This is a genomic window from Pantoea sp. E2023-21 (assembly GCF_051302795.1).
Classification (GTDB): Bacteria; Pseudomonadota; Gammaproteobacteria; order Enterobacterales; family Enterobacteriaceae; genus Pantoea; species Pantoea ludwigii_A.
Genome location: NZ_CP195344.1, coordinates 1,532,305 through 1,558,998 on the forward strand (window position 1 = coordinate 1,532,305; position 26,694 = coordinate 1,558,998).

The 26,694-nt window shown below is 55.4% G+C and carries 20 protein-coding genes, 1 tRNA gene, 2 other RNA genes and 1 pseudogene; 11 read left to right on the forward strand and 13 right to left on the reverse strand.

Translation table 11 applies throughout. The features are described 5' to 3' along the window. Nucleotides 1-61: 61 nt before the first annotated feature. Nucleotides 62-1,105, forward strand: coding sequence for an alpha/beta hydrolase (locus tag ACRQ84_RS07305; protein WP_483817610.1), 1,044 nt, complete (start codon nt 62-64; stop codon nt 1,103-1,105). Here the strand turns inward: ACRQ84_RS07305 and ACRQ84_RS07310 are convergent. The 6 genes from ACRQ84_RS07310 to ACRQ84_RS07335 all read right to left on the reverse strand — a co-directional run bounded on the left by ACRQ84_RS07310 (nt 1,102) and on the right by ACRQ84_RS07335 (nt 8,988). Beyond that, nucleotides 1,102-2,313, reverse strand: coding sequence for a multidrug effflux MFS transporter (locus ACRQ84_RS07310; protein ID WP_483817611.1), 1,212 nt, complete (start codon nt 2,311-2,313; stop codon nt 1,102-1,104). The genes ACRQ84_RS07305 and ACRQ84_RS07310 overlap by 4 nt on opposite strands. A gap of 170 nt (nt 2,314-2,483) precedes the next feature. Further along, the gene (locus tag ACRQ84_RS07315) at nt 2,484-3,866 is read right to left on the reverse strand and encodes an NtaA/DmoA family FMN-dependent monooxygenase (RefSeq protein ID WP_483817612.1); all 1,383 of its coding nucleotides are present in this window, start codon (nt 3,864-3,866) and stop codon (nt 2,484-2,486) included. Between the two features lie 19 nt (nt 3,867-3,885). Beyond that, nucleotides 3,886-5,508 carry a dipeptide ABC transporter ATP-binding protein gene (locus tag ACRQ84_RS07320; protein ID WP_483817613.1) on the reverse strand — a complete coding sequence of 541 codons (1,623 nt, stop codon included), beginning with the start codon at nt 5,506-5,508 and terminating at the stop codon, nt 3,886-3,888. Next, the gene (locus ACRQ84_RS07325) at nt 5,508-6,365 is read right to left on the reverse strand and encodes an ABC transporter permease (protein WP_483817614.1); all 858 of its coding nucleotides are present in this window, start codon (nt 6,363-6,365) and stop codon (nt 5,508-5,510) included. Before ACRQ84_RS07325 ends, ACRQ84_RS07320 begins: the two co-directional genes overlap by 1 nt. Beyond that, entirely contained in the window at nt 6,362-7,381 is a 1,020-nt protein-coding gene (locus ACRQ84_RS07330; RefSeq protein ID WP_483817615.1) for an ABC transporter permease, read from the reverse strand. The genes ACRQ84_RS07325 and ACRQ84_RS07330 overlap by 4 nt, the downstream gene beginning before the upstream one ends. Then, nucleotides 7,378-8,988 carry an ABC transporter substrate-binding protein gene (locus ACRQ84_RS07335; protein WP_483817616.1) on the reverse strand — a complete coding sequence of 537 codons (1,611 nt, stop codon included), beginning with the start codon at nt 8,986-8,988 and terminating at the stop codon, nt 7,378-7,380. The genes ACRQ84_RS07330 and ACRQ84_RS07335 overlap by 4 nt, the downstream gene beginning before the upstream one ends. A 302-nt stretch (nt 8,989-9,290) precedes the next feature. Here ACRQ84_RS07335 and ACRQ84_RS07340 point away from each other — a divergent pair, with 302 nt between their 5' ends. The 3 genes from ACRQ84_RS07340 to gap all read left to right on the forward strand — a co-directional run bounded on the left by ACRQ84_RS07340 (nt 9,291) and on the right by gap (nt 12,713). Next, nucleotides 9,291-10,526 carry an acyl-CoA dehydrogenase family protein gene (locus ACRQ84_RS07340; RefSeq protein ID WP_483817617.1) on the forward strand — a complete coding sequence of 412 codons (1,236 nt, stop codon included), beginning with the start codon at nt 9,291-9,293 and terminating at the stop codon, nt 10,524-10,526. 117 nt (nt 10,527-10,643) lie between these two features. Next, nucleotides 10,644-11,624, forward strand: a complete 981-nt coding sequence (locus tag ACRQ84_RS07345) for a GlxA family transcriptional regulator (protein WP_483817618.1) — start codon at nt 10,644-10,646, stop codon at nt 11,622-11,624. A 78-nt stretch (nt 11,625-11,702) separates the two neighbouring features. Continuing rightward, complete coding sequence (gene gap / locus ACRQ84_RS07350; protein ID WP_483817619.1) at nt 11,703-12,713, forward strand: type I glyceraldehyde-3-phosphate dehydrogenase; 1,011 nt, start codon at nt 11,703-11,705, stop codon at nt 12,711-12,713. Nucleotides 12,714-12,789: 76 nt separating this feature from the next. Here the strand turns inward: gap and phoA are convergent, their stop codons facing one another. After that, nucleotides 12,790-14,196 carry an alkaline phosphatase gene (phoA, locus tag ACRQ84_RS07355; protein WP_483817620.1) on the reverse strand — a complete coding sequence of 469 codons (1,407 nt, stop codon included), beginning with the start codon at nt 14,194-14,196 and terminating at the stop codon, nt 12,790-12,792. 244 nt (nt 14,197-14,440) lie between these two features. Here phoA and ACRQ84_RS07360 point away from each other — a divergent pair. The 3 genes from ACRQ84_RS07360 (at nt 14,441) to ACRQ84_RS07370 (ending at nt 14,873) form a co-directional block, all read left to right on the forward strand. After that, nucleotides 14,441-14,528 (forward strand) — tRNA-Ser (locus tag ACRQ84_RS07360). A gap of 45 nt (nt 14,529-14,573) precedes the next feature. Then, nucleotides 14,574-14,701, forward strand: a non-coding RNA gene (locus ACRQ84_RS07365) — RtT sRNA. A gap of 45 nt (nt 14,702-14,746) precedes the next feature. After that, nucleotides 14,747-14,873, forward strand: a non-coding RNA gene (locus tag ACRQ84_RS07370) — RtT sRNA. A gap of 124 nt (nt 14,874-14,997) precedes the next feature. Here the strand turns inward: ACRQ84_RS07370 and ACRQ84_RS07375 are convergent. Genes ACRQ84_RS07375 through ACRQ84_RS07385 form a run of 3 tightly spaced genes read right to left on the reverse strand, consistent with a single transcriptional unit; the run spans nt 14,998 to nt 18,468 of the window. Beyond that, nucleotides 14,998-16,149, reverse strand: coding sequence for a Gfo/Idh/MocA family protein (locus ACRQ84_RS07375; RefSeq protein ID WP_483817621.1), 1,152 nt, complete (start codon nt 16,147-16,149; stop codon nt 14,998-15,000). Beyond that, a complete protein-coding gene (locus ACRQ84_RS07380; RefSeq protein ID WP_483817622.1) occupies nt 16,146-17,216 on the reverse strand; it encodes a sugar phosphate isomerase/epimerase family protein in 1,071 nt (356 codons plus the stop codon). The genes ACRQ84_RS07375 and ACRQ84_RS07380 overlap by 4 nt, the downstream gene beginning before the upstream one ends. Nucleotides 17,217-17,232: 16 nt before the next feature. Beyond that, nucleotides 17,233-18,468 (reverse strand): MFS transporter, encoded by a 1,236-nt coding sequence (locus tag ACRQ84_RS07385; protein WP_064739065.1) that lies wholly within the window; start codon nt 18,466-18,468, stop codon nt 17,233-17,235. A 521-nt stretch (nt 18,469-18,989) separates the two neighbouring features. Here ACRQ84_RS07385 and ACRQ84_RS07390 point away from each other — a divergent pair. From ACRQ84_RS07390 to araC, 4 genes and pseudogenes are all read left to right on the forward strand, one after another. Further along, a pseudogene (locus tag ACRQ84_RS07390) lies at nt 18,990-19,279 on the forward strand (hypothetical protein). 142 nt (nt 19,280-19,421) lie between these two features. Beyond that, nucleotides 19,422-21,455, forward strand: coding sequence for a beta-galactosidase (locus ACRQ84_RS07395; protein ID WP_483817623.1), 2,034 nt, complete (start codon nt 19,422-19,424; stop codon nt 21,453-21,455). 26 nt (nt 21,456-21,481) lie between these two features. Beyond that, nucleotides 21,482-22,876, forward strand: coding sequence for an MFS transporter (locus tag ACRQ84_RS07400; protein WP_483817624.1), 1,395 nt, complete (start codon nt 21,482-21,484; stop codon nt 22,874-22,876). A gap of 87 nt (nt 22,877-22,963) precedes the next feature. Next, the gene (gene araC, locus ACRQ84_RS07405; protein WP_064739074.1) at nt 22,964-23,842 is read left to right on the forward strand and encodes an arabinose operon transcriptional regulator AraC; all 879 of its coding nucleotides are present in this window, start codon (nt 22,964-22,966) and stop codon (nt 23,840-23,842) included. A 209-nt stretch (nt 23,843-24,051) separates the two neighbouring features. Here araC and phoH read toward each other — a convergent pair whose 3' ends face one another. The 3 genes from phoH to efeB form a co-directional block, all read right to left on the reverse strand. Continuing rightward, on the reverse strand, nt 24,052-24,840 hold the full coding sequence (gene phoH / locus ACRQ84_RS07410; protein WP_008105319.1) for a phosphate starvation-inducible protein PhoH: 789 nt from the start codon (nt 24,838-24,840) through the stop codon (nt 24,052-24,054). Between the two features lie 74 nt (nt 24,841-24,914). Then, complete coding sequence (locus ACRQ84_RS07415; protein ID WP_064739075.1) at nt 24,915-25,118, reverse strand: hypothetical protein; 204 nt, start codon at nt 25,116-25,118, stop codon at nt 24,915-24,917. Nucleotides 25,119-25,414: 296 nt separating this feature from the next. Then, complete coding sequence (efeB, locus tag ACRQ84_RS07420) at nt 25,415-26,692, reverse strand: iron uptake transporter deferrochelatase/peroxidase subunit (protein WP_483817625.1); 1,278 nt, start codon at nt 26,690-26,692, stop codon at nt 25,415-25,417. Nucleotides 26,693-26,694: the final 2 nt, after the last annotated feature.

Below are 26,694 nucleotides of genomic sequence, written 5' to 3' on the forward strand. Positions count from 1 at the left end.
CCCGACGATATCACTCTCGCGAGCCCACTTTGCAGGCCGCGACTTTTCTCCGGGAGCGAAGATGAAACTCACTGCTATCCATGCCCTGCTGATCGCGGCAATGTCCGTAAGCGTTCAGGCCGCTAACCACCAGCAGAACCCTTTCACGCTGGTTTATCACGGCGCCATCACGCAAAACGTAGCGGGCAAAGTCAACATCCATCCGGTGAAGTATGATTTGCACGGGCTACAAATTGCCGCCAACGTCTATACGCCCGCCAATTACGACCCGGCGAAGCACTATCCGGCCATCGTGGTCGCTCATCCTAACGGCGGTGTGAAAGAGCAAGTTGCCGGCCTCTACGCGCAGCGTCTTGCCGAGCACGGTTACATCACCATCACTGCCGATGCCGCCTATCAAGGTGCCAGTGGCGGCATGCCGCGCAGCGTAGATAAACCGGCTAACCGTATCGAAGATATTCACGGCATGGCGGATTACCTTAGTCGCTATCCCGGCGTTGATGCGAAACGCATCGGTTTACTGGGTATCTGCGGTGGCGGCGGTTATGCCCTCAAAGCCGCGCAGACCGATAAACGTTTTAAAGCGTTGGCCACACTGAGCATGTTTGATTCCGGCCTGGTGCGACGTAACGGCTATCAGGATTCACAGCTCGCGACGATTCAGGATCGCCTGCGGGCAGCAACCGAGGCACGCAGTAAAGAAGCCACCACCGGTGAAGTCACCTATTCCGGCGATGCCAATCTGACAGATGAGCAGATTGCTAAACTGCCGTTCGATCTCTATCGCCAGGGCTACGAGTACTATTGGAAAACCCATGCCCATCCAAATTCAACCTTCCGCTACACCACCAGCAGCCTGCTGGATTTGATGCGCTTTGACGCTCAAAGCAACATGGACCTGATTAATCAGCCGGTGCTGATGATGGCGGGCAGCAAAGCGGATTCGCTCTACATGACGCAAAGTGCGTTTAGTAAAGCCACCGGCACCACCAACAAAAAGCTGTATCTGATTGAAGGCGCAACGCATATCGAAACGTACTGGGTACCGCGTTATGTCGATCAGGCGATGGGCCAGCTCGATCCGTTCTTCGACCAAAACATTTAACCGTGAGATTTTACCGTGGCGGCGCTGAGCGCCATCACCGCGCTTGCCACGGTAAACAGCGCGATAATCCACGCCATGGTCCAGGGCGTGCCATCGCTGAGTAGCGCCAGCAACAACGATGAAATAATGCCGCTGCCATATTGCAGCGAGCCGATGAGCGCTGAGGCGGAACCCGCCATATTGGGCACGGTATCCATGGCGGCGGCCGTGGAGGTTGCGGCGATAATGCCGTTCATCGAGAAGAACACAAACACCGGTAGAATAATCATCAGGATGCCACCGAAGGCCAGTTTGGCGCTCAGCGCCACTATTAACGCGGCGAAGGTGGCCGTGATCACCGCTACTTTGAGCAGGGATTCCAGCGGATAGCGGTGCACCAAACGTCGGTTCACCATGCTTACCGCCATCAAACCCACCACGTTCACCGCAAACAGCCAGCCATAATGTTGCGCATCGATGCCGAAATAAGAGATATAGACGAAAGGCGAGCCGGTAATGAAGGCGTAAGCCGCCACGTAGTAGAACGCCACGCACAGCGTAAAGCGCATGAAATGGCGATTTTTCAGCAGAGCAAGATAGTTGCTAAACGCACCGGCGAGCGACGCTTTTATCCGCTTGTCTGCCGGTAAGGTTTCGGGCAACCAGCACATCAAAATGAGCATCACGCCGCCGATAACCGCCAGCAGCCAGAAGACAGCATGCCAGGATGTCACGCGGATCATCTGACCGCCCAGCAGCGGCCCGGCAATCGGTGCAATCGCCATAACCACCATCAGCGTGGAGAGCATCTGCGCAGCGCGAGTGCGGGCAAAGAGATCGCGGATCATCGCGCGCGCCAGCATCGGCCCAGTACAGGCACCCAGCGCCTGAAACACTCGCCAGAACACAATCTGCGTGATATCGCTGGAAAGTGCACACCCGACAGAGCCGATCACAAACAGCACCAATCCGATAAACAGCGGCACTTTGCGGCCAAAATGGTCGCTGATCGGCCCCCAGATGAGCTGGGCAATACAGAAGCCGATGAGAAATCCGGTAATGGTGAGTTCCGCATCGCCGTGCAGCTCGCGCGCCATGATCGGCATGGCGGGCAGATAGATATCGGTGGATAACGAGGTGATCGCCATCAACGCACTGAGAATGAGAATAAACGGCAAACCGCTCGATTTGACGGTGAAGGATTGAGAACGCGTTGAGGCGTGATCCATGTTGAATTCCAGAGAGATCGAATACGGTCATAGTAGCGGAAGGGATGGTGAAGATAATGGCCTGAAAGAGGATTGGCTCTATGAATAGGATTCATTAATTAGCGGTCGCCATGAATGGCACCCCTACGATGTTGTAGGGTGCGCATTCATGCGCACCTGGGTGAATCGTATCAGGAACCCAACGTCAATTTCCTTTGCGGATGCGACGCGGGCAACCGGCTCTCTTTGCCGAAAATCTTCTCGCGCAGCGTACCGTCTTTATAGGCCTTTTGCGCCAGACCGCGCTTCTGCAACACCGGCACCACGTGCTCGACCCATTCATCCCACCAGCCGAGCGTGGTGACCGGCACCACGTTAAAGCCATCAACACCGGCATCTGCAAATTGCTGCACGCGATCGGCAATCTGCTCGGGTGTACCGGCAAAACGGCCCGGCAGCAACGCGTGCTGGATCAGGTATTCACGCCATGTCAGCACGCGGCCCTGGCCGTAATCCGCATCTACCGCAATACGGAATTTGGAGCGCATATGCTGGCTGAACTCCTCGCGACGGCTGAGCTCAGTCAGCGGCGTGTCGGGATCGATATTGGCCAGATCGATGCCGGAACCGCCGCTGTAGAACCCTTGCAGCGCGTTGATATCGATATTGTCGAAGAGATATTGCTGCTTACGTTTCGCCTCCTCTTCCGTCGACCCGATTACGGTGGAGAGCATCACCAGCTTCTTCAAATCCTCCGGCTGGCGACCAAAATCCACCACATCCTGATTGAGAATGGCGATATCTTTACGCGCGGTGTCCGGCGTTTGTGACGGCAGGAAAGTGACCTCGGCATTGCGGGCGGCAAAGCGGCGGCCGGCATCCGAGTTCCCCGCCTGGAAGAACACCGGGCTGCGCTGCGGCGACGGCTCTACAATGTGCGGCCCTTCTACCCGATAGCGCTTACCGACGTGATTAATCTTGTGGATTTTATCGGCATCAAAGAAGCGATTGGTGGCGGGATCGTGCAGCACCGCGCCCTCTTCCCATGACAGTTCCCACAGTTTGTACGCCACATCGAGGTACTCCTGCGCCCATTCATAGCGCTCGTCGTGCGGCACAATGTCCTGATAACCGTAGTTACGGAAGCCGTTGGAGAGATACGAGGTGACGATGTTCCAGCCAATGCGGCCGCGGGTGAACTCATCCAACGAGGAGATCTGGCGCGCAAACGAGAACGGGTGCGCCTGAATCACGTTGCTGGTCACCACCAGTCCCAGATTCTCCGTGGCCAGTCCCAGCGCCGAGAGAATGGTGATCGGATCGGGCTCAGGGAACTGCGTACCGGCGCTGATGGTGGTTTTGCCATCGCCATATTCAATGTCATACACGCCCACCACATCGGCGATGAACAAGGTATCAAACAGCCCTTTTTCGAGGGTTTTCACCGTTTTCACATAGGCATCAAGCTGGTTGTAGTTGTACTGCACCTGACCTTCCGGCGTGCGCCAGTAACCGTGACTGTGATGATTGGGGGTGAGATGCAAAAATCCGTTATAAATCAGTTCGCGTGACATGTTCGCTCCAATAGCAAAGTTAGGCAGTTTCCAGCGCGGCCAGGCGTGGCAACGCGGCAAGTAACGTTTGGGTATAGGGGTGGCGTGGGCGGTAGAACACCTCATCGGCGGTACCCTGCTCAACCGCCTGGCCGTTTTGCATCACCAGCACGCGATCGCTCATGTGATGGATAACGCCAAGGTCGTGCGAGATAAACAGGTAGCTGACGCCAAGCTGCGCCTGCAGATCGCTAAGCAGATCAAGAATTTGCGCCTGAATAGTGACATCCAGCGCCGAGACGGCTTCATCAAGCACAATTATTTGCGGATGGGTGGCGATGGCGCGGGCAATGGCCACGCGCTGGCGCTGGCCGCCCGACATGCGCGCCGGCCATTGATTGAGATGTTCCGCGCCAAGTCCGACCGATTGCAGCAGGCTAATGGCGCGCTCACGCGGTGTCTGCGTAGGCGCATGCCGATCCAGCGCAATCGCATCCAGCAGGATATCGGCCACCCGCCAGCGTGGATCGAACGAGGAAAGCGGATCCTGATACACCACGGCAATCTGGCGGCGGATGGCGCGTTGATGGGCAACGGACGCCCGGCTCCACGGCTGACCAGCAAATAGCACCTCGCCACTGTCCGGTGATTCCAGCGCCAGCGCGATACGTGACAAGGTGGTTTTGCCCGAACCGGACTCGCCGACAATCCCCAGCGTTTCGCCGCGTTTCAAGGTAAAGGAAACGTCATCAACGGCGCTGTGCCCACGAAAACGCTTCACGATATGCCGCGCTTCCAGCAGCACTTCCGTTGATTTCGCCGCCGCTGGCGCAGGTTCACCGGACGCGTTCCCGGAAAGCCGCTGTCCTTTGGTGTGCTCGCTGGGAATCGCGTTGATCAATCCTTGGGTGTAAGGATGTTTCGGTTGCTGCAGCACCTGTTGTGCCGTGCCCGCTTCTACAATTACGCCACCCTGCATCACCAGAATCTGATCGGCAATTTTCGCCACCACCGCCAGATCGTGGCTAATCAGAATCACGCTGGTGCCGCGATCCAGCATCTGCCGCAACACCTCCAGCACCTGCGCCTGTACCGTCACATCCAGCGCGGTGGTCGGCTCATCGGCGATCAGCACATCCGGATGCAGCGCAATTGCCGAGGCAATCAATGCGCGCTGGCGCAGGCCGCCAGATAACTCGCCCGGTCGCTGGCGGGCGCGATAGGCCGCCTGTGGTACGCCGACTTCTTCTAGCAGCGCATGCACTTTCTGCTGGCGGCTGGCCGCGTTACCCCAGCCATGCAGCGCCAGCGCTTCAGCGATCTCTTTTCCTACCGGACGCAGTGGATCGAGCGACACCAGCGCATCCTGCAAAATGAACCCCACTTTGCTGCCGCGTACGCGTCGCCACCAGCCGTCGCTGCGCCCGAGCAGCGTCTCGCCGTGCAGGCTCAGCGTTTCAGCCTGTACGTGTAATCCGTCACCGGCTAATCCCACCAGCGAACGGGCGGTCACGCTTTTTCCCGATCCCGATTCGCCCACCAGCGCCAGACATTGGCCGCGAGGCAGCGTAAAGCTGACATTTTTCACAATATGGCGTGGTTGCCCACTTTCGCTGCTGGCCCAGATATTCAGGCCGCACACATCAATTACATTGCTGCTCATTAGCGCTTCTCTCCTTCTGCTCGCTGCTGGAGGTAGCGGCCAATTTGCGTAAACGACAGCGCCACCAACACAATTGCAATACCCGGCAGCACTTCCAGCCACCATGCAACGGTGACGTTAATTTTTCCCGCTTCAAGCAGCGCGCCCCACTCCGGCGACGGCGGCACCACGCCTAATCCAAGAAACGACAGACCCGACGCCCACACCACCGATTGCCCGATACCTAACGCCACCAGCGAGAACAGCGGCCGGAACACGTTGGGCGCGGTGTGCTGGGTAAACAGCCGCTGCCACGGATGACCCAGCGCGCGCGCCGCTTCGACATAACCGGATTGCTTCACCTGCAACGCCTGCGCGCGCACCAGCCGCGCATAGCCCGGCGCGGTACCAATGCCGACCGAAATCAGCAAACTGCTGGCGGACGGCCCGAGTAAGGCAACAAACAGCAGCGCTAGCAGCAAGGTGGGAAACGCCAGCAGGATTTCCAGCAGGCGATTGACCGGTTCCGCCAGCCAGCGCGGCCCGAGCGCGGCGCTAAAGCCGAGTACAATCGCACCCAACAGCGCGATCGCCATCGCACCGATACCAATCAGCAACGACTGACGCGTGCCCCAGATAATGCGGCTGTACAGATCGCGTCCGATGTCATCGGTGCCGAGCCAGTTGGTCCACGATGGCGCTTGCAGGGCGCGATAGAGATCGGTGCTGAAGGGATCGTGGGTCGCCAGTACGCCAGGCGCGATCGCCGCGATAATAAAGAACAGCGCCACAATGCCGGAGAGCAGCACCGAAAGTGGCCAGTGCCAGCGGGCGCGCGTTGCTTGCGGACCGGCGTACTCCGTGAGATGAGTTGTCATGCGCGACCTCGCAGGCGGGGATCGACGATCAGATAAATCAGGTCAACCACCAGGTTAATAACGATGTAGAGGAAACTAATCAGAATCACGATGCCGGAAACCAAGGCAAAGTCCTTGTTGCTCACGGCATTGACCAGCACATTGCCGAGCCCCGGTCGGGCGAACACCGCTTCTACCAACACCGCGCCGGACAGCAAATTCCCAATCGCCCAGCCGCTCAGCGTGATGGCGGGAATCAAGGCATGGCGTAACACATGGCGCAGTCGCACACCGGCTAAACTCATGCCGCGCGCCCGCGCCGACAGCACAAACGGCTGCTGCATACTGCGTTCGAATTCACCGCGAATCGCGTGACCAAGAAAGCCGGCCAGCGGAATCGCCAGCGTGATGGCGGGCAGCACAGTGCCGAGTACGCTGGTGCCGCCGACCACCGGGAACCAGCGCAGGCCGATGGCGAAAACGATCAACAGCAGAATGCCAATCCAGTACTGCGGCAATCCGGCCATGATGGTTTCCACCGCCGAGCCAAACGCCGCCAGACGACGATTGCGCCCGGCGGTCAGCAGCGTCCAGGGAATGGCGATGATCCACGCCAGCAGCAGCGCGGCTATTGCCAGCGTAAAGGTCGGCAGCAATTGCTCGGCGATGATGTGCACCACCGGGCGCTGCAACTCAAATGAGAAACCAAAATCAGCGTGCAGCAGCTGCCAGAGGTAGTGCAGATACTGTTCGGCGATCGGCTTATCGAAACCGTATTGCGCATTGATGGGCGCCAGTTCTGCCGGCGTGCGCTCAATCACCTGCCCGGAGGTGATATTCAACAGGATGGTGGCGCGATCGCCGGGCAGCACCGACAGCACCAAAAAGGTCACGGTGATGGTGCCCCACAATACAAACAGCGCGGAGGCGAGGCGGACGCAGCCGCAGCGTAACAGCGTCACGCTGCGGCTGCGCGGTGCGGCCCGCACTTCAACCCGGCTGGCGCGGCTCTGCGGCGCGGACGTTAATTCACTCATGGCTTCTCCTGCACGAAGTACGCATCGTTAAAGTTCAGCAATCCATTGCCCTGATCCTGCCAAAGCCCGCGGATGTGATGGGCGATGGCGACGTTGTAGGTGAAGTTGTAGCCGCCGATGGCAATCGCCTGATCGTCAAACCACTTTTGCAGCACGTCGAACTTCTGCTGGCGCCGCTGGGGATCGGGCTCGCGCTGTGCATCGAGGATTTGCGCTTCCACTTCGGGATGATTGAAAAAGCTGGTGTTGTTGCCGTTGAAGGCGCCGTTCAGCGCGTGGTTGTAGACAATGTCGAGGATGTTGGGCGACGGCCACACCCAGTAACCAAAGCTGATTTCTTTGTCCGCCGGACGCGAACGCGCCCCGGCAAAACCTTCGGTTTGCGTCAGCGGGATCAGTTCCAGCTTGATGCCGACGCGTTTGACCTGATCCTGCACCGCCTGCAGCATCAGCGCGCCTTCCTGGTCGATAATCGCCTGGATAAACGGCAAGCGCGCATCCAGCGTTTTGCCGTCTTTAGTGCGATAGCCTTGCGCATCACGCCCGGTCCAGCCCGCGTCATCCAGCAACTGATTGGCTTTGGCGATATTGAGTGAATAGCGGTCATCAACATTGAGATAAAGCGGCGTACTTTTACTCAGCGAACCGTTGCCCTCATACGGCACCGCGCCTTTGAACACGGTTTTGACGATCTGCTTGCGATCCAGCGCGTAAGCAAACGCCTGGCGTACTCGCTGGTCGGTAAACGGCCCGCGCTGCACGTTAAAGGAGAACGCCTGCGGCCGCCCGGTGGCGACATAAGAAAGCGTTTGATAGTGCTGTTGCAGCGCCTGCCACTGCGCCGACGGCGGTTGATAAATGACATCCGCACCGCCGCTGACCAGCGCGCCCCAGCGCGTGGTAGCATCCGGTACGAACTTCCACTCCAGATGCTTAATATACGCCGGGCCGTTGTGGTGCGCGTTTGGCGGTGCCCAGCGATAATCGTCGTTGCGCACAAAGCTGATGCCATCGCCGCGTACCCAACGCGCCACTTTCCACGGTCCGGTGCCGACCGGGCGTAAGCACTTCTGCTCGCTGCTGTTATGCGCCAGCGAATCGGGTGACTGAAATCCGTAATGACCATTTGCCAGCACGTTATAGATTTCAGGATTCGGCTCCGATAAATGCAGCGCCACGGTATATTCATCGACCTTGGTAAATCCCGTCATATAAGTAAAACCGTGCCAGCCTATGCCTTTTTGCCACGCCGGATAATTAGCAATAACCGCATCGGCATTAAACATATCGCCATCGGTAAATTTAACGTCGTGACGTAAATGAAAAGTAATGGTTTTACGATCGGCGGATTCACGCCAGCTGGCAGCCAGCCACGGACGAATCTGTCCGTTGTCATAACTCACCAGATAATCAAAAACCTGACGCGATAAATAGGCTTGCTGCACCCAGCCGCCCCACAAGCACGGCGGTTCCTGTTCATGCAGATAAACCAGTGTGCCGTCGCTATAACGGGGCGACGCGGTTTGCGCGCTGACGCTTAAGGGCAACGCACAACCTATTGTCGCCAATATCGGTATAAATAACCGCTGAAGAGGCTGATATTTCATTTCGCTACATTTCCCCGGCTAAAGGCCAATAACAGATTTCGCGTGAATCTATTCCGCTTGAAATTATATTTTCTGGAAATTAATGGGTAATTTTCGGAGTAGCGTTTGAATAGAGCACAGATATAAAGCGCGGCAAATAACAATTGTGGCAGTCAATATGCAGAACTGAATTATTTGTTCCATATAGTGAAATAACCGCTGATTAGTTATTTGACGAAATAGCTTACGCAGAAAAAGCATTAAATCGCGCCCAATGGCGATGACATAGTAATGAACAAATTACTATGCTGGAGAGACGCGTCATGTCGCACATCGAATCAGGCTGGGGCGCTGGCCCCTCATCCCGTTATGAACAGCTGGCGGAGCGTTTCCGCCCTGTGTTCCAGAAAATACGTACAGGTGCGATTGCGCGTGAGCTGCAGCGTCAACTGCCGCTGGAGCAAATTGCGTGGTTAAAACAGAGCGGTTTTACCGCGCTGCGCGTGCCGGAGAGCCATGGCGGCCTGGGGGCAACGCTGCCTGAATTGTTTGCGCTGCTGATTGAGCTCGGTGAGGCGGATTCCAATCTGGTGCAGTCGATTCGCGGCCATCTCGGCTTTGTGGAAAACGTACTCAACAGCGGCAGCAGCCATTTTCGTGATCAGTGGCTGACGCGGCTTGGACGCGGTGACATCGTGGGCCCCGCATGGAGTGAGACCGGTGATGCGCGCCAGTCTGAATTCTCCACGCGCATTGAGCGCAGCGGCGAATCCTGGCGGCTCAATGGCCGCAAGTTTTATACCACCGGTTCGCTCTATTCCGACTGGATTGATATCGGCATCTCCGATGAAAATGGCAAAGGCGTCTCAGTAACGGTTTCGCGCACCGCGGAGGGCGTGACGGTGCTGGATGACTGGAACGGCTTTGGCCAAATCCTGACCGCCAGCGGCACGGCGATGTTTGCCAACGTGGCGATCGCCGCCGATGACATCAATGAAGAGATTCATTTCAGATATTCACCCGCGTTTTATCAGCTGATTCATCTGGCGACGCTGGCCGGCATTGGCCGCGCGCAAAGCGGTGAAGTGGCACAGCAGGTCGCCGCACGTACGCGTACTTACAGCAACGGTAATGCGCCGCGTGCCGCGCAGGACGCGCAGATTTTACAGGTGGTGGGACGCCTGCGCGGTGCAGCCTACAGCAGCGGCGCCATAGTGCTGCACGCCGCCAGCGCGGTGCAACGCGCGTTTGATGCGCACCTGAGCGGCAATCAGGAACAGGAACATCAGGCGGTGGCGATGGCCGAGCTGGAGGTGTCGCAGTCGCTGAATGTGGTGAGCGATCTGCTGCTCAATGCCAGCTCAACGCTGTTTGATGCGTTAGGTGCATCGGCCACGCTGAAGCCATTGGCGCTGGATCGCTTCTGGCGCAACGTGCGCACCCTTTCTTCGCATAATCCGCGCATCTACAAAGATCGCATCGTTGGTGATTTCGCGGTGAACGGCACCTTGCCGCCCGAGCAGTGGCGCATTGGTGTGGCGGATAAATCGGCTACCTAAGCGTAAGGTCGCCATTTATGGCGACCTGGTGCGCATTAATGCGCACCCTACAGGTTGTACATGCTGCTCACGCATGCGACACTTTGGCTTATTTCGCTAAAGTGTCTTTTTTACGCCATGAAAACCTTTCTTATTATTGTGCCCGACGGCGGCATGCTGTTTGAATCAGCGGGTATCGCCGATATTCTGATGCGTGCCAATCAGCATCTGCCGGTTGGCACGGAACAGCAACGCTATCGCGTTAGCCTCGCCACCACCCAATCGCATCAGGTGATCCACGGCCAATCCGGCCTTAACTTGTTGGCCGATATCAAACTGGCAGACCTCGATCCGCGCACCGCCTGGGACACCATTATGATTACCGGCCGTGGCGACAGCGCCGATGAAGGCAATATGGTGGTCGATTTCATCAAGCTGGCGGCACCCCAAGCGCGCCGCGTAGTTTCGGTGTGTGGCGGCGCGCTGTTGCTGGCCGAAGCCGGCCTGCTGGATGGCCGCCGCGCCACCACGCACTGGCGCTTGCTCGATACCCTGCAAACGCGCTTTCCGCAGATTCAGGTGGCAGGTGGCCCGCTGTTTATTCAGGATGGCCCGATCTGGACTTCCGGCGGCGTCAGCTCGGGTTTTGATCTGACGCTGGCGCTGGTGGAAGAGGATTTCGGCTTCAGCGTGGCGCGCGATATTGCGCAGGACATGGTGATGTATCTGCGCCGTCCCGGTGGGCAGATGCAGTTCAGCCGTTTCCATCTGCAAGCGCCGAGCGGCGTTGGCCCGATTAGCGAGTTACAACGCTGGATCCGCGCCAATCTTGCCGGCGATCTGTCGGTGGAGAAGCTGGCAGCGCGCGTCGCCATGAGCCCGCGCAATTTCACCCGCGTGTTCACCCGCGAAACCGGTGCGCCGCCCGCACGTTATGTCGCCGAAGCGCGCCTCGCCGCGGCGCGTGAGCAGTTAGAGCAAAGCAACGACACGCTGGATCGCATCGCGCAGCATACCGGCTTTGGCAGTAGCATCAATTTACGTCGCTGCTTTGAGCGCCAGCTGCATCTTACGCCGGGCGAATATCGCCAACGCTTCCACTGCAAGAAGTTGGCGTAAAGTGATCCTTTTTTGGCGTTTACGCCACAGCGCCATCGGCCTACAGTGACTCCAGCATCTTCGGAAAAGGAGTCAATCATGACTAAGATCGGCATCAACGGCTTTGGCCGTATCGGGCGTAACGTTTTTCGTGCAGCGCTCGGCAGCGACGATATTGAAATCGTTGCCATCAATGACCTCACCGACAGTAAAACGCTGGCTCATCTCCTTAAACACGATTCCCTGCTTGGCAGGCTACCGGCGGAAGTGGAAGCCGGGGAAGGCGAATTACGCATTGATGGCAAAGCGATGCGCGTATTCAGCGAACGCGATCCGGCCAATATCCGCTGGCGCGACGTTGGCGTGGATATCGTGATTGAGGCCACCGGCTTCTTCACCGAACGCGACAAAGCCGCCGTACACATCACCAGCGGCGGCGCTAAACGCGTGATTATCTCCGCGCCAGGCAAGAACGATGATCTGACGATAGTGTTGGGCGTCAACGATCAGCGTTACGATCCGCAGCAGCATTTAGTGGTGAGTAACGGCAGCTGCACCACCAACGGCTTAGCACCTGCTGCTGCGGTACTGCATCAGGCATTTGGTATCGAGCACGGTTTAATGAACACCACGCATGCTTATACCAATAGCCAGGTACTGCACGATCAGCCGGAAAAAGATCTGCGCGGTGCGCGAGCGGCGGCGCTGTCGATTGTGCCTTACTCAAGCGGTGCCGCGAAGGCGCTGGGTCGGGTGATTCCGGAGCTGGATGGTCGTTTGACCGGTTATTCTCTGCGCGTGCCGGTGCCGGTAGTATCGATTGTCGATCTGACCGTAACGCTGAAACGCGATGTGACGGCTGAAGAAGTGAATGACGCGTTTAAAACTGCCGCGGCAGAAGGTCCACTGAAAGGGATTCTTGGTTACAGTGACGAGCCGCTGGTATCCAGCGATTATCAGGGCGATGCCCGTTCATCGATTATTGATGGGCTTTCCACGCTGGTGATTGGCGGCAATCTGGTGAAGATCCTTGCCTGGTATGATAACGAATGGGGCTTCTCGAATCGTTTAGTGGATTTAGCACGCTTGATGGCGAAACGCGGGTTGTAACAAATACGCGCATAACGCTTGCATCGTAGCGGCGCAATTTATTGCGCGATAAATCGCGCCGCTACGGAATGTGCGCTTATTTGAGTCCCATCGCATCCTTCAGGGTAAAGAACAGATCGGTCTGATCGGTCAAACCCACCACATTCGCCGCATGCGGACCGTACGCCGCAATGCGGACTTGTGTGCCGGTATGCTCCTGCGAATCCTCTTCTGAATTGCCGTAGCTGATGGTCATCACCGCGCCATCTTTGGTATTCACCGCTTGCGTCAGGCCCGGTGCTTTGGTGCCGTTTTCCACAATCTGGCTGCTGTGTGCGTGATCGGCGGTCACCACCACCAGCGTATCGCCGTGCTCGCGGGCAAACGCCAGCGCTTCCTGCACCGCTTCATCCAGATCGACGGTTTCACCAATCTGACCGCACGGATTAGCCGCATGGTCCTGTTTATCAATCGACGCGCCTTCCACCTGCAGGAAGAAACCTTTGTCGTTGGTGCTCAGCAGATTGATGGCTTTTTTAGTCATCTGCGCCAGCGTCGGCACGGAAGCCGGACGATCTTTGTTCACTTCACAGGTCACCACCGGTTTATCGATGTTGCCGTGATAGCTGGCTTTTGGTCCCTGCCAGCGTACCGGCATATTGCCATCGGCGAACAGACCCAATACCGGTTTGCGCTGATCGGCCTGTTGAATGGCGTTCAAGCCATCCAGATTATCAATCCACTGATAGCCCAGCGCCTGCGCCTGTTCACGCAGGGTTTTGCCCTGATACTCGCCGGCTTTGGCGGTTTCGCCAAAGGATTTCGCGCCGCCGCCCAACGTGACGTCCGCGCGGGTTTTCAGCATCTGTTCAGTAATCGATCCTTTTCCACCCTGCTCCAGCGCGTTGCCCGGGCACAGCTCACTGGTTTTCTCCGGGCCATAGCATTTACGCGAGGTCACGTGCGCCATTAACGCGGCTGGCGTGGCATCCTGCAGCTCAGCGGTCGAAACGTTACCGGTGGCTTTCCCGGCGGCTTTCGCCAGCTCAAGAATCGTCACCTGATCTTTGCCGTTCACATCAACACCAATCGCGCCGTTATAGGATTTGGTGCCGGTCGCCCACGCGGTGGCCGACGCGGCGGAATCCGTCACGTAATTCGGCTTATGGGTTTTCTTGTCGAGCGAATAGTGGGTGTATTGGCCGGTGAGCGGCAACGCATCAAGGCCAGGGAAGAAACCGCCGGCACCGCGCGCCTGGTTACGCGCAGCGGTGATTTCCGAATCGCCCATGCCGTCACCAATCAGCAGAATCACGTTTTTTGCGGTGCTATTGATTAATGAAGCTTTAAGCGCTTCAGTTTGGTCCCCGCTGAGGCGACGCGCCCCGCCGTGTTCGGTCACGTCGCCAGTGGCTGCGCGTGAATAATTTGCGTCTTCTGCCACGGCTGAAGTCGCGATCAGAGAAGCCAGCAGCGTAACCGTAAAGAGAGGTATCTGTTTCATTTATAAGCATCCTTAGCCATAGATATAACCAAATATTTCCGTGGACAAGTCTGCGACAGTGCGGTGACAGTTTTGTGACGGAATGGGAATGATTTGATGACAGAACAGGCATATTGAGCAGGCTTGCGGCATTACGCTCAGAGCTTAAGCGGATAGAACAAAAGGAGAAAATAGCACTTGACCCTTTTCAGCGATCTCCCTATAGTAGCGCCCCGTTGACCCAGCGCGGTTAACAAAAAAATGTGGTGAGGTGTCCGAGTGGCTGAAGGAGCACGCCTGGAAAGTGTGTATACGGCAACGTATCGGGGGTTCGAATCCCCCTCTCACCGCCACATTCTAAAGAAGAGTCTGAACGCAAGTTCAGACTTTTTTTTTGCATATTCTGCAGAGAGAGGGGGTGAGAAGCCCCGACGGGGTTCGACAACTGGCGCAGCCAGTTGGACAGCGGAGCCTGCGACGCTGCCCGCAGGGTGAGCGCAGCGAATCAATCCCCCTCTCACCGCCACATTCTAAAGAAGAGTCTGAACGCAAGTTCAGACTTTTTTTTTGCATATTCTGCAGAGAGAGGGGGTGAGAAACCCCGACGGGGTTCGACAACTGGCGCAGCCAGTTGGACAGCGGAGCCTGCAACGCTGCCCGCAGGGTGAGCGCAGCGAATCAATCCCCTCTCACCGCCACATTAAGCCGGACGTTGCGTGGATAAGGCAGCCACGCATACGAAATCAGATGACACGCAGGCTGTCATGAATCTGCGTGAACATTACCTTAGCCCGATCCGCACGAAGCGGGTCGGGCTTTGCCTCAGGCGTTGACGCGCACCCAGCGCTGCTGCTGATGGCTTTGTACAATGGCATCAACAATCGCCATCACCTGCGCGCCATCGTGGAAAGTGGCAAACCCAGCCGCCTGCGGAACGGGCGGTTTGCCCTGCTCTACCGCCTGATAAAACTGCTGCATCATCGCGCGGAACGCATCCGGCCAGCCTTCAATGTGCCCACCGGGAAAACGCGCACGGCCTGCTACATCCGGATTCATTAGCGAGGGATCGTCCGACAATAGCTGATTTGCCTTGTGCCGATGCCCTAGCCACAGTTGCTGCGGCGTTTCCTGATCCCACGCTAGCGCACCGAGGCTACCGTTGACTTCCAGACTGAGGCGATTTTTACGCCCGGCGGACACCTGCGACACGCTGAAACTGCCTTTGCTGCCGTCGTCAAAACGGAACAGCACAAAGCCCATGTCTTCGGTGGTCACCGTGCGCGATTCATATTGCGTTTCGTCTTCCTGCGCGCCGAAGGTGGCAGCACCAGCAAGGCTGGCCTTGCGCGTCGGCCAGACAATCGACAGGTCGGCCATCACCTCCACAATTTTGCGTCCGGTGACGAACTGAATGGTATCGCACCAGTGCGAACCAATATCCGCTACCGCGCGCGATGCGCCGCCCTTCTCTGCATCCACCCGCCAGTTGTAGTCGGTTTCCTCCAGCATCCAGTCCTGCAGATAACTGCCCTGCGCCGAGAACAGTCGCCCCAGCTGCTGGTAACGCACCATGCTTGCCGCCTGCTGCACCATGGCAAATTGGCGATAGACAAAGCTGACGCCATGTATCACGCCCGCTTTTTCGGCCAGTTCCACCAATTCGTGCGCTTCATCCATCGTCATGCACAGCGGCTTTTCCGAGAACACATGCTTACCGGCGGCAATGATCTGCCGGTTAATCGCCGCATGCAGATGGTTCGGCGTGCAGTTATGCACCGCGTGCAGCCCTTCATGCTGTAAAAACGTCGCCACGTCACTGTAGGCGTGTGGCACATTGAGTTCGGCCGCACGCGCGGCAGCGCTACTCTGGCTGGCATCGCATATCGCCACCACATTGATGTTGCCGAGGCGGCGCAGCGCTTCAATATGCGCGGGGCCAATAAAGCCGGTGCCGATAATGCCTACGTTGATCATTTAACACTCCCCTGTTCCAGACCCAGCTGTGCCCGCACGCTCGCCTGCTGGTCGCCCTGTGCGGCAAAATCATCAAAGGCGCGATCGGCCACCGGGATAATGTGACGCTGAATAAATTCGGCGCCTTCACGCGCACCGGTTTCACTCTCTTTTAAGCAGCACTCCCACTCCAGCACCGCCCAACCGTTGTAGTCGTATTGCGCCAGCTTGCTGAAGATCCCTTTGAAATCCACCTGGCCATCGCCCAGTGAACGGAAGCGGCCGGCGCGATCGATCCAGCGCTGGTAGCCGCCGTAGACGCCGCTGCGCCCGTTAGTCTGATACTCGGCATCTTTAACGTGGAACGCTTTGATGTGCTGATGATAGATATCAATAAACTGCAGATAATCAATATGCTGCAGCAGCAGATGACTGGGATCGAACAGGATGTTGCAGCGCGGATGATGATTTACGCCGGCAAGAAAACGTTCAAAGGTCACACCATCGTGCAGGTCTTCGCCCGGATGAAGTTCATAACAGACATCAACGCCGTGACGATCAAACTCGTCCAGCACCGGCAGCCAGCGGCGCGCCAGCTCGGCGAACGCCTCTTCCAGCAGCGCCGGATTGTGTGGCGGCCACGGATAGAGATAGGGCCAGGCGAGCGAACCGGAAAAGGTCGCGTGCGCGCGCAGTCCCAGGTTCGCCGATGCCGCCGCCGCCTTTTTGACCGTCTCAATCGCCCATGCCGTGCGCTTTGCGTTATCGCCACGCACCTGCACCGGTGCGAAGCCGTCGAAAGCGACGTCATGCGCCGGATGCACTGCAATCAACTGCCCTTCAAGATGCGTTGATAACTCGCTCACTTCCAGGCCGTACGTTGCCAGCAACCCGCTCACTTCATCGCAATAGGTCTGGCTGGTTGCAGCACGATCAAGGTTGAAAATCGACGGATGATTGCAGGGGATCTGCAAAGCTTTGTAACCCAGTGCCGACGCCCATTGCGCCAGTCCTTCCAGCGAATTAAAGGGTGCCTGCTGTCCGATAAACTGCGACAGAAAAATACCCGGTCCTTTTAACGTTTTCACGTACACCTCCCGTTAATCAAGCCGCTTCATCCCGATACTTAAAGGTGAAGAGGAAAAGAATGGCGATCGCCGCCGCTGCAATAGCCGGGATCCACCAGAATGTTGCCCAGTTGTCCGCACTGCCCTGTCCCGCGATCAAGCGGTTATACAATGCGCCGGAAATTTGCGAGCCCAGCAGCATGCCGATGCCGTAGGTGAACATCACTACCATGCTCTGCGCCTGCCCTTTCACTTTCTCGCCCGCGATGCGGTCGGTGTAGATGAATCCCACCACGAAAAAGAAGTCGTAGCAGACGCCGTGCAGCAGAATGCCCAGATAGATCAGCGCTCGGCCTTCATCGCCCATGCCCATAGCGAACAGCGCATAACGCACGAACCAGGCCAGCATGCCGACCAGCAGCATGTATTTCACGCCAAGACGGCGAAACAGCAGCGGGATCACCAGCATGAAGAAGATTTCAGACATCTGACCGAATGACATGGCGGTGCTGACGTTGCTTACTCCGGCATCCGCCAGCCACGACGCGGTATAGGCGTAATAGGTGCCAAGCGGAATGGAGATCAGCGTGGCGCACAGCGCAAAGACAAAAAAGTGGCGGATTTTTAGCAGCGCAAAGGCATCTGCGCAGAACAGATCGCGCACTTTCAGTGGCTGGCCTTTAGCCGGTGCTGGCGTATGTGGCAGCGTCAGGCTGTAAATCGCCAGCGCCACAGAACAAAGGGCAGCAACGGTAAAGACCGAGGTGCTGGCAGAAATGCCGGTGAAACCAATAAAGATGCCGGCCACAATCCAGCCGATGGTGCCGAATACCCTGACCACGGGAAAACTTTTATCGCTATTGCTCAGGCTGTGGAAAGCAATGTTATTAGCAAGCGCCAAGGTCGGCATAAAACACAGCGTGTAGCCAAACAGCAGCGCGATAAGCAGCGTACCGTTTTCCGCGGCCAGCGCAGCGGGCACAAACCAGAGGATGACCGCTCCCGCCAGGTTCATCACCGCCATCACTTTCTGCGACGGAAAGAATCTGTCCACCAGCATTCCCAACACGAACGGTGACAAAATTGACGCAATTGGCCCGGCTGAAAATGCATCGCCGATCAGCAGCGACATGTTGTGTTGTGTCATCACCAGTCCCAGCGTGACGGACCAACTGCCCCAGATGAAGAACTGCATAAACATCATGAGTGACAGTCGGGGAACCAAAAGCCGGTGCTGCGAGACTACAACGTCGGTACTTTGTGAAGTCGACATGGTGAACCTTCCCAGATAAAAGTAATCGATTACATTTAGGTGAGATAAAATGTAATCGATTACAATAATAGTAACTTTTAGGCGGATCACAATTTTGAAGATTCACGCCGTCGTGCGTCAGGCTTTGGCAGCACTCTGAACTTTCAGTGCTGGCTAAGAACGACACGGGTCATCATCGTGATGCTTGCTATTGATGATTTCATGAGCGGAGAAACTTTCGCTAAGCCAGCGCTGATTCCAGGATTCATTAGCAAAACGACGTCATGGAAAGTTGCTGGCAATTATGTCGCTGGTTATTACTCTCTCTTAATCGCCTTCCCGATAATTATCTAAATATGACACACGAATCAATTGCCAATATTAGGCGTCAGACGAGAAGGTGTTATTGAGGCCGCAGGGAAATTACAGCGCTTGGGGGGTAATAAATTATTATTGGCGAGCAGCTAATTATCTTTCAGTCGGACAAATATATCTTTGTGCCCCCCTTTCAATCGGCCTCTCACTGCATCAGACATCAAAAAATGCTTTTAGGTCACAGAGGGACTGCACCTGGTCAGGATTTTATCGGAATTAAAAGGCCGCCCAAACAGTTTCCTGCTCCGGGCGGTATTCCTAGCTACGCCTCACCTGAATGCCATGGCTCTATCCTCGAAGGTGGAGAATTAGGCTATTCACTCAACCCTGCTTTTGAGGCGGCATTTATAATCCGGAACTTATTGTTACCTGCGTAATAGGCGATGGTGAAGCAGCAACGGGGTCACTGGCTACGACCTGGCATTCCAATACGTTTTTGAGCCCGGTCGAAACCTGACGATGCCTCCTTTTTGTGATGCCCTTCATAAGACTTAGCAAGGAGCGAGTTTCTCTATGTTGCCAGCGACATGCTTCATCTATGACCGGCCTCCTTCCTCTAATTTACCTGCCAGATACTTACATCAAGAGGCAGATAAAAAATGGAAAAGTTACTTTATGGTGTCGCTTACTACCGGGAATACATGCCTGAAGAGAGGCTTGATGAAGACATTCGTCTGATGAAGGCCGCTGGCATCAATGTTGTTCGTATCGCGGAAAGCACCTGGAGCAGTTATGAGCGGCAGGATGGCGACTTTGACTTTTCCAGTGTTCTAACCGTGCTGGATCGCATGCATGAAAACCAGATTGCCGTGATTATTGGTACCCCGACTTACGCGATCCCGGCATGGCTGGCGAAAAAACACCCTTCCGTGATGGCCACCACCCCGCAGGGGGTGAACAAATACGGGCATCGTCAAAAGATGGATATCACCAGCCCCATCTACCTGCGATACGCTGAGCGGATTATTCGCGCGCTCTTAAGCGCTACCGCTAACCATCCAGCGGTGATCGGGTATCAGATTGATAATGAAACGAAATATTATGATACCTGTGGCGATCACGTACAGCGGGGGTTTGTTGAGCAACTGAAAAAACAGTTCGGTGATGATCTTGAAAAGCTCAATGCCGAATATGGGCTAGATTACTGGAGCAATCGAATTGATACATGGGAAGATTTCCCGCCGCTGGAAAGCACCATTAATGCGAGTCTTGGCGCGGCTTTCCAGCGCTATCAGCGTGGGCTGGTTACGGATTTCCTGGCGTGGCAGGCAACGCTGGTGAGTGAGTATCGTCTGCCTGGTCAGTTTATTACGCATAATTTCGATTTCGAATGGCGAACCTGGTCCTTTGGTGTGCGCGGGGAAGTCGACCACTTCAAAGCATCCTCGGCGCTCGATATTACCGGCGTGGATATCTATCACCCTGGCCAGCATCAACTTACCGGCGTGGAAATTGCCTTTTGCGGGGACATCGCACGCACGACAAAAGATACAAATTATCTGGTTCTGGAAACCCAGGCTCAGGCTTTTAAGAACTGGACCCCCTACCCTGGCCAGCTGCGCCTTCAGGCTTTTAGCCACATTGCTTCCGGGGCAGCCATGGTGAGCTATTGGCACTGGCACTCTTTGCACAATGCTTATGAAACCTATTGGAAGGGACTGCTCAGCCACGATCTGGAGCCGAACCCGATCTTTGATGAGGCTAAAGAGGTTGGTCAGGCCTTCGCACGCCTCTCGCCACAGTTAGCCGGTCTGAAAAAAACCAATCGTGTGGCGCTGCTGGTCAGTCACGACTCGCTGACGGCCGTTGACTGGCACCCTTATAAGGGACATCAGTTTGGCCGCCATAAGGAACATCAGTATAACGACACGGTTCGCACCTATTATGATGCACTTTATCGCCTCAATATTGAGGTGGACATTCTGACCGTCGATGATCCCCGACTGTCTCGTTACTCATTGTTGATAGCGCCCCTGCTTTACGCGGCGTCAGCGGAATCATTGCAGCGCCTGAACCGATTTTCCGAGGAAGGCGGACATATTCTGTATTCCTTCAAGTCTGGCTTTGCCAATGAACACCTCAAAGTACGGCATACCCGGCAACCAGCCATCATCCGGGAAGCTATCGGCGCCAGTTATCAGCTTTTCGTTGAACCACACGAGGTAACCCTTCAGTCTGATCTGCTGAACATCTCAGCGGAATCTGCCGAGGTGAATCACTGGATGGAGTTGCTGGAGGCGGATGCCGGTGCTGAAGTCTGGGCTCGCTATCAACATCCCTACTGGAACAAATATGCGGCGATTGTTCACAACCGCTACGGAGCCGGGACGACAACGTATGTCGGCTGCAGCATCAATTCTGAAGCAGTGGAAGCCGTGCTGCTTGCACTCCTCAACAAAACCAATCTGAACGTCGCAACATCGCCGTTGCGCTTCCCGCTGGCGGTCAAACGCGCGGTGAATCGTTCAGGCAATACGCTGCTTTTCTTTCTGAATTATTCCAGTCAGCCCCAAAAAGTTATCCTTCCGTTTACTTGCGGAGAGGAGTTGCTGAGCAAGCAGCGTTACATAAAAGGAGAGACGCTGAACCTGTCCGATTGGGGCGTCGCTATATTTGAAGTGGAGAACGCGTGATGACTGATAACGCATCGCATCAGGATTTGCAGCGCATTAGCACCCGTGAACGCCTGGCTTTTGGCGTGGGCGATTACGGCACTAACTTAACCTACACGTTAATGGTGACCTTTCTGGCGTTTTATTACACCGATGTCGTCGGGGTATCGGCGCTGTTGGTTGGATCGCTAATGTTTTTTGCCCGCGTACTGGATGGCATAATTTGCATTTATGTCGGGATACGCATTGATAAAACGCGATCTAAACGGGGTAAGGCTCGCCCATGGGTATTATGGACCGCCGTACCTTTTGGCCTGTCGGCATTTTTAATGTCCACTGTCCCGGACGTGAGCTATACATGGCAAGTAACGTATGTCTGCATTACCTATTTACTGACCAACATCATGTTTACCGCCAACAATATCGCTTACGGCTCGCTGCTGGCTTTAATCACGCGCGACAATTATCAACGTGGCATGCTAAGCGTTTTTCGAAAAGGCTTCTCCACCTGTGGCTCACTTACCGTTGGGGTGTTAACCCTGCCCATGGTGGCGTTCTTTGGCAACACCAGCACATCCTGGATAATCGTCTTCGCGATTTTCGGCGTGTTTACGGCGGTTTTTCTGCTGTTGACCGCGCTTGGAACCCGAGAACGCGTGGAGCCAATTAGCAGTGACAATAGCCAGCGAATTAATACCCAACAGGTCGTACGCTCAGTCATGGCCAATCGTTATTGGATCATCATCTTTTTTTATCTGATGATCACCTTCACTAGCCTCACGGCATTGTCAGCGGTAGGCGTTTATTATTCAAAATATGTCCTGTCAGATGTTTCGCTGATTGCTTATATCAGCATGGCCCAATATATCCCGGGCTTGCTCACCTTGATGATTATTCCCTTACTGCTTAAAAAATTGGGTAAACGACGTCTTGCCATGCTTGGACTGATCGTCTGTTGTGTTGCTTACCTGCTGCCGCTACTCAACAAGCAGGATGCGTTCTTCGTGATAATGGCGACGGCAGTTCGCAGCGTGGGCTTCTGCGGGATTGGTGCCACCATGTTCGCACTGCTGGCTGACACCATCGATTATGGAGAATGGCGAACCGGGCTACGTATCGAAGGAATCCTCTTTAGCGCGGGAACGCTCGGTCAAACGCTGGGAATGGGGCTGGGTACGGCAAGCGTTGGCTGGATTTTGGGGGCGGCAGGTTTTGTCAGTGGGGGCAGCACGCCTCAGTCTGAAACAGTGATTAAGACCATCGAATTCCTGTTTATCTTTTTCCCTCTGATTCTTGCGGCTCTGAATCTGGTGCTGCTGTGGTTTTACAAACTGGATAATTTCTACAGTCGCGTTGCGCAGGATCTTTCTGCCGGACGTTATCAGCAAGATGACGTATCGGCTACGTCAATTGCCGGTAAAAGATGGCAAAGCCAGGAGTGATCTCTTTAACAATTTTCATACATATTCCCTTCAGCAATGGAGGGAGTCATTTATAGTATGCCGAATTTTTAAGCCCGGAGGATGCCAATGGAAGAATTACAAGATGCGGATATGTTGAGTTTTTCTCCGCTCATGAAAAGCTTTACCTTCAACGCATTTATGGTCTCCGGGTTCACTCCGATAAGCCCCGGTAGCAAACTCGACTTTTTCATCCATCGCCCTAACGGCATGAAAGGGTACATGATTAACCTGACGCTGAAAGGCGAAGGGATTATTCATCATGCAGAGGGTGAGTTTCACTGTCAGCAACATGAGATGTTACTTTTCCCACCGGGCGTAATTCACCATTATGGCAGGGCCAAAGAGAGCATCGCATGGGATCATCTCTGGATCTATTTTATCCCTCGTCCCTACTGGATTGATTGGCTGCGCTGGGATACTAAGCAGGGACATATCGGTCGCATGACACTCCCCGATGAGGCTCAGCGCCAGCAAATGGTTCAGCTCTTTAAAGAGGTCATCGCGAGTAATGCGCTAGGCGCTGCGCTGCCAGAAGCCATGGCCATGAATGCCCTTGAGCGCATCATTTTAACCACCTTCCAGCTCCAGCCTTCCAGTAATCGTCATAACCGAGACCCGCGAATTCAAACGGTTTGCGATTACATTAATGAACACCTTTCCCAAGACACGCGTATTGAAGAACTCGCGCGCATGACGTTCCTCTCAACCTCTCGTTTGACGCACCTATTCCGCAAAGAGATGGGCAATACCATTTATGGCTGGCGGGAACAGCAGCGTGTCTCACGCGCCTGTGATTTACTTTGGCATACCCAGCTCAATGTCACTCAGGTTGCGCGTGCGGTGGGCTATGAAGATCCGCTGTACTTTTCACGCGTGTTCAGCCAGCACTATCAGTTGAGCCCGCGCGATTACCGTAAGAAATTTGAGTGCGCCCCACTCTTCTGATTGCGCAGGAGGCTGAATGTCCCTGCTCACGCCGGTTTTTTCGTCAGACCGTTTTCTTTTCAGGGTAAGGATAAATCAGGGCTCGGGAGAAAACTCTTTTGGCGTGGCATATCATTTGCGGTGTTGCGCTGCCGGTATTCGCAGTGAATTCATGCATAAAAAACCCGGCTTGCGCCGGGTTTTGCTTAGCTACATTCTCAATCAAACGGTTAACTGTAAGCGTGCAGCGTGCGCTGACACAGCGCTGAACGGACGCAATCCTCTTTGCCGAAACGCACCACACCAATCATCTCATCCTCTTCGAAGCGTGCTAACGCATCGGCAAGGCCAGATTTAGCATGGGACGGCAGGTCGCACTGGGTGATATCGCCGTTGACGATAACCGTTACATTTTCCCCCAAGCGAGTCAGGAACATCTTCATCTGTGCGGCAGTGACGTTTTGTGCCTCATCAAGGATCACCACCGCATTTTCAAAGGTACGTCCACGCATGTAGGCGAAGGGCGCGATCTCTACCTTGGCGATTTCGGGCCGCAGGCAGTATTGCATAAAGGAAGCGCCGAGACGTTTAACCAGAACGTCATATACCGGTCGGAAATAAGGCGCGAATTTCTCGGAAATGTCTCCGGGGAGGAAACCGAGATCTTCATCCGCCTGCAGAACCGGGCGCGTCACAATAATCCTTTCGATATCCTTATTGATCAGGGCCTCAGCCGCTTTGGCTGCGCTAATCCAGGTTTTTCCGCAGCCGGCTTCACCGGTGGCGAAAATAAGCTGTTTCGTTTCTATGGCATGGAGATAGTGTGCCTGAGCTTCATTTCTGGCTTCAATCGGCCCGCGGTCACGTGCATCACGTGCCATACCGATCGAATCCAACCCACCCATCTGCACCAGCGAAGTGACCGATTCTTCTTCACGCTGACGGTGACTGCGAGAGTCGCTACGAATAACGCGTCTGGCTTCACGACGTGCTTTGATCACTGCTTTCTGTCTTCCCATAGTGGCACCTTACAGTTGGTTTCATTTATCGCGGCGGATCACCCGCGGCGATGACTTGAACGCTTTAGAGGTTTTTAGTTGGCTTCCTTGTAAGCCGTATCGAGCCAGTGAGAATGGTGTGCATCAGCGCCGAGACGCAGGCGCGCACCGGTTAACAAAATGAGATTGAACGAGAACGAAGTTTTAAATTGAGAGAGGTTGCTTTTGAGGGAAAAAATCCCCCGCAGAGTACTGCGTGTGTTGAAACTATTTAACTGTCCCAGAGAGAGACGAATCATGCGCGAACTCCAGTGGCTTAGCCACACAACTGACAACGCTTATGAATAAAGTGCATCATATTTGCGGTGGTTTGCAACAGTAATTTTACGTCCCGGTAAAGAAAAAATGATAAGCGAAGCCTGAGCGCATTCACCTTAAATTAAATTTAGTAGATTAATCAGATAGATGGTTTATTGGCGGGTCAGCGAAGTTTTGATACACATTCGGAAGAAGCTGTATCCAGCGGAAAGTTTAAGGAATGCTTAACAAATGCGCCTGCGGGCGGTAGCCAACGCAGGCGCTGCACATTTATTAATCAGGCTTGCAGTAAAGGTTGTCCAAGATAATGATTTTCATCCGCCACGCCCGGCAGCGCGAAAAAGTATCCGCCGCCAATCGGGCGAATATATTCTTCCAGCGCTTCGCCATTGAGGCGCTGCTGCACGGTAATAAAGCCTTTGGCTAAATCATGCTGGTAGCAAACAAACAATAACCCCATATCCAGCTGGCCCGATCCGGTAATACCGCTGGAATAACTGTAACCGCGCCGCAGCATCAAACTGCTGTCGGTTTCCCGCGTGCGCGGATTGGCGAGGCGAATATGCGCATCCAGCGCAATCACATCACCATCCGGATCGTTATTGTAATCCGGCACGTCATGCTCGTTTTTCATGCCGAGCGGCGCACCCGACAACTTCTCACGGCCAAAGATGGTTTGCTGCTCACCGAGCGGCGTGCGGTCCCACATTTCCACGTGGAAACGAATGATGCGTACCGCCTGATAGCTGCCACCGCGCGTCCACGCGGGTTCCTGCTGCTCGTCGGTGACCCACAACAGCTGGTTCATTAACGCCGGATTATGGGTATCGGGATTGGCGGTGCCATCTTTAAATCCCAGCAGGTTTATAGGGGTTTCCTTGCCGTTGCTGCGCGCCGCATGATCGGCAATAAAGCCGTCACGACGCCAGCGCACTGCCAGCAGATCGGGCGTGTGTTTGATGATGTCGCGCAGCGCGTGAATGACCGTATCCTGGGTGTTGGCGCAGATTTGTAGCAGCAGATCGCCATGGCACTGTTCGGCATCCAGCGAATCGTTAGGAAACCGCGTCATGGTTTGCAACTGCGCGGGCTTGTGTTTGCTCAAGCCGAAGCGCTCATCAAACAGCGAGGTGCCGACCGACAGTGTCAGGGTGAGATTATCGGGTGCGATATCAGCACCGAGAATCCCCGAATCCATCGGCGGCAACTGAGGGTTGGTGACGGCGGGCGCCGGTCCACCTTGCGTGAGAAAAGCGAAGCGCGCAGTCAGCAAGCGGAACAGGCGATCAAGATCGGCTTTGTCGCTGGCCAGCACATCAAACGCCACCAGCATCATCGACGCCTGTTGTGGCGTAACGATACCCGCCTGATGCGCGCCGTAAAAAGGTTGCGCCTGTTGACGCGAGTTGGGTGCAACCGTGCCGGGAGAGAAACTATCGGCGGCGGCGGTATGGAACGGACAACCGCCGCTCAGGGCGGCCGCGCCGCCCAACATGCCTAATCCCTGCAAAAGTCGACGACGCGACGGCTGCGCCGCGTCATTTTTATTACTCATGA

Bases quoted from the DNA above. Each gene is read 5' to 3' on its own strand.
- ACRQ84_RS07305 (WP_483817610.1), top strand. From the start codon at position 62: ATGAAACTCACTGCTATCCATGCCCTGCTGATCGCGGCAATGTCCGTA.
- ACRQ84_RS07310 (WP_483817611.1), bottom strand. From the start codon at position 2,313: ATGGATCACGCCTCAACGCGTTCTCAATCCTTCACCGTCAAATCGAGC.
- ACRQ84_RS07315 (WP_483817612.1), bottom strand. From the start codon at position 3,866: ATGTCACGCGAACTGATTTATAACGGATTTTTGCATCTCACCCCCAAT.
- ACRQ84_RS07320 (WP_483817613.1), bottom strand. From the start codon at position 5,508: ATGAGCAGCAATGTAATTGATGTGTGCGGCCTGAATATCTGGGCCAGC.
- ACRQ84_RS07325 (WP_483817614.1), bottom strand. From the start codon at position 6,365: ATGACAACTCATCTCACGGAGTACGCCGGTCCGCAAGCAACGCGCGCC.
- ACRQ84_RS07330 (WP_483817615.1), bottom strand. From the start codon at position 7,381: ATGAGTGAATTAACGTCCGCGCCGCAGAGCCGCGCCAGCCGGGTTGAA.
- ACRQ84_RS07335 (WP_483817616.1), bottom strand. From the start codon at position 8,988: ATGAAATATCAGCCTCTTCAGCGGTTATTTATACCGATATTGGCGACA.
- ACRQ84_RS07340 (WP_483817617.1), top strand. From the start codon at position 9,291: ATGTCGCACATCGAATCAGGCTGGGGCGCTGGCCCCTCATCCCGTTAT.
- ACRQ84_RS07345 (WP_483817618.1), top strand. From the start codon at position 10,644: ATGAAAACCTTTCTTATTATTGTGCCCGACGGCGGCATGCTGTTTGAA.
- gap (WP_483817619.1), top strand. From the start codon at position 11,703: ATGACTAAGATCGGCATCAACGGCTTTGGCCGTATCGGGCGTAACGTT.
- phoA (WP_483817620.1), bottom strand. From the start codon at position 14,196: ATGAAACAGATACCTCTCTTTACGGTTACGCTGCTGGCTTCTCTGATC.
- ACRQ84_RS07375 (WP_483817621.1), bottom strand. From the start codon at position 16,149: ATGATCAACGTAGGCATTATCGGCACCGGCTTTATTGGCCCCGCGCAT.
- ACRQ84_RS07385 (WP_064739065.1), bottom strand. From the start codon at position 18,468: ATGTCGACTTCACAAAGTACCGACGTTGTAGTCTCGCAGCACCGGCTT.
- ACRQ84_RS07395 (WP_483817623.1), top strand. From the start codon at position 19,422: ATGGAAAAGTTACTTTATGGTGTCGCTTACTACCGGGAATACATGCCT.
- araC (WP_064739074.1), top strand. From the start codon at position 22,964: ATGGAAGAATTACAAGATGCGGATATGTTGAGTTTTTCTCCGCTCATG.
- phoH (WP_008105319.1), bottom strand. From the start codon at position 24,840: ATGGGAAGACAGAAAGCAGTGATCAAAGCACGTCGTGAAGCCAGACGC.
- ACRQ84_RS07415 (WP_064739075.1), bottom strand. From the start codon at position 25,118: ATGATTCGTCTCTCTCTGGGACAGTTAAATAGTTTCAACACACGCAGT.
- efeB (WP_483817625.1), bottom strand. From the start codon at position 26,692: ATGAGTAATAAAAATGACGCGGCGCAGCCGTCGCGTCGTCGACTTTTG.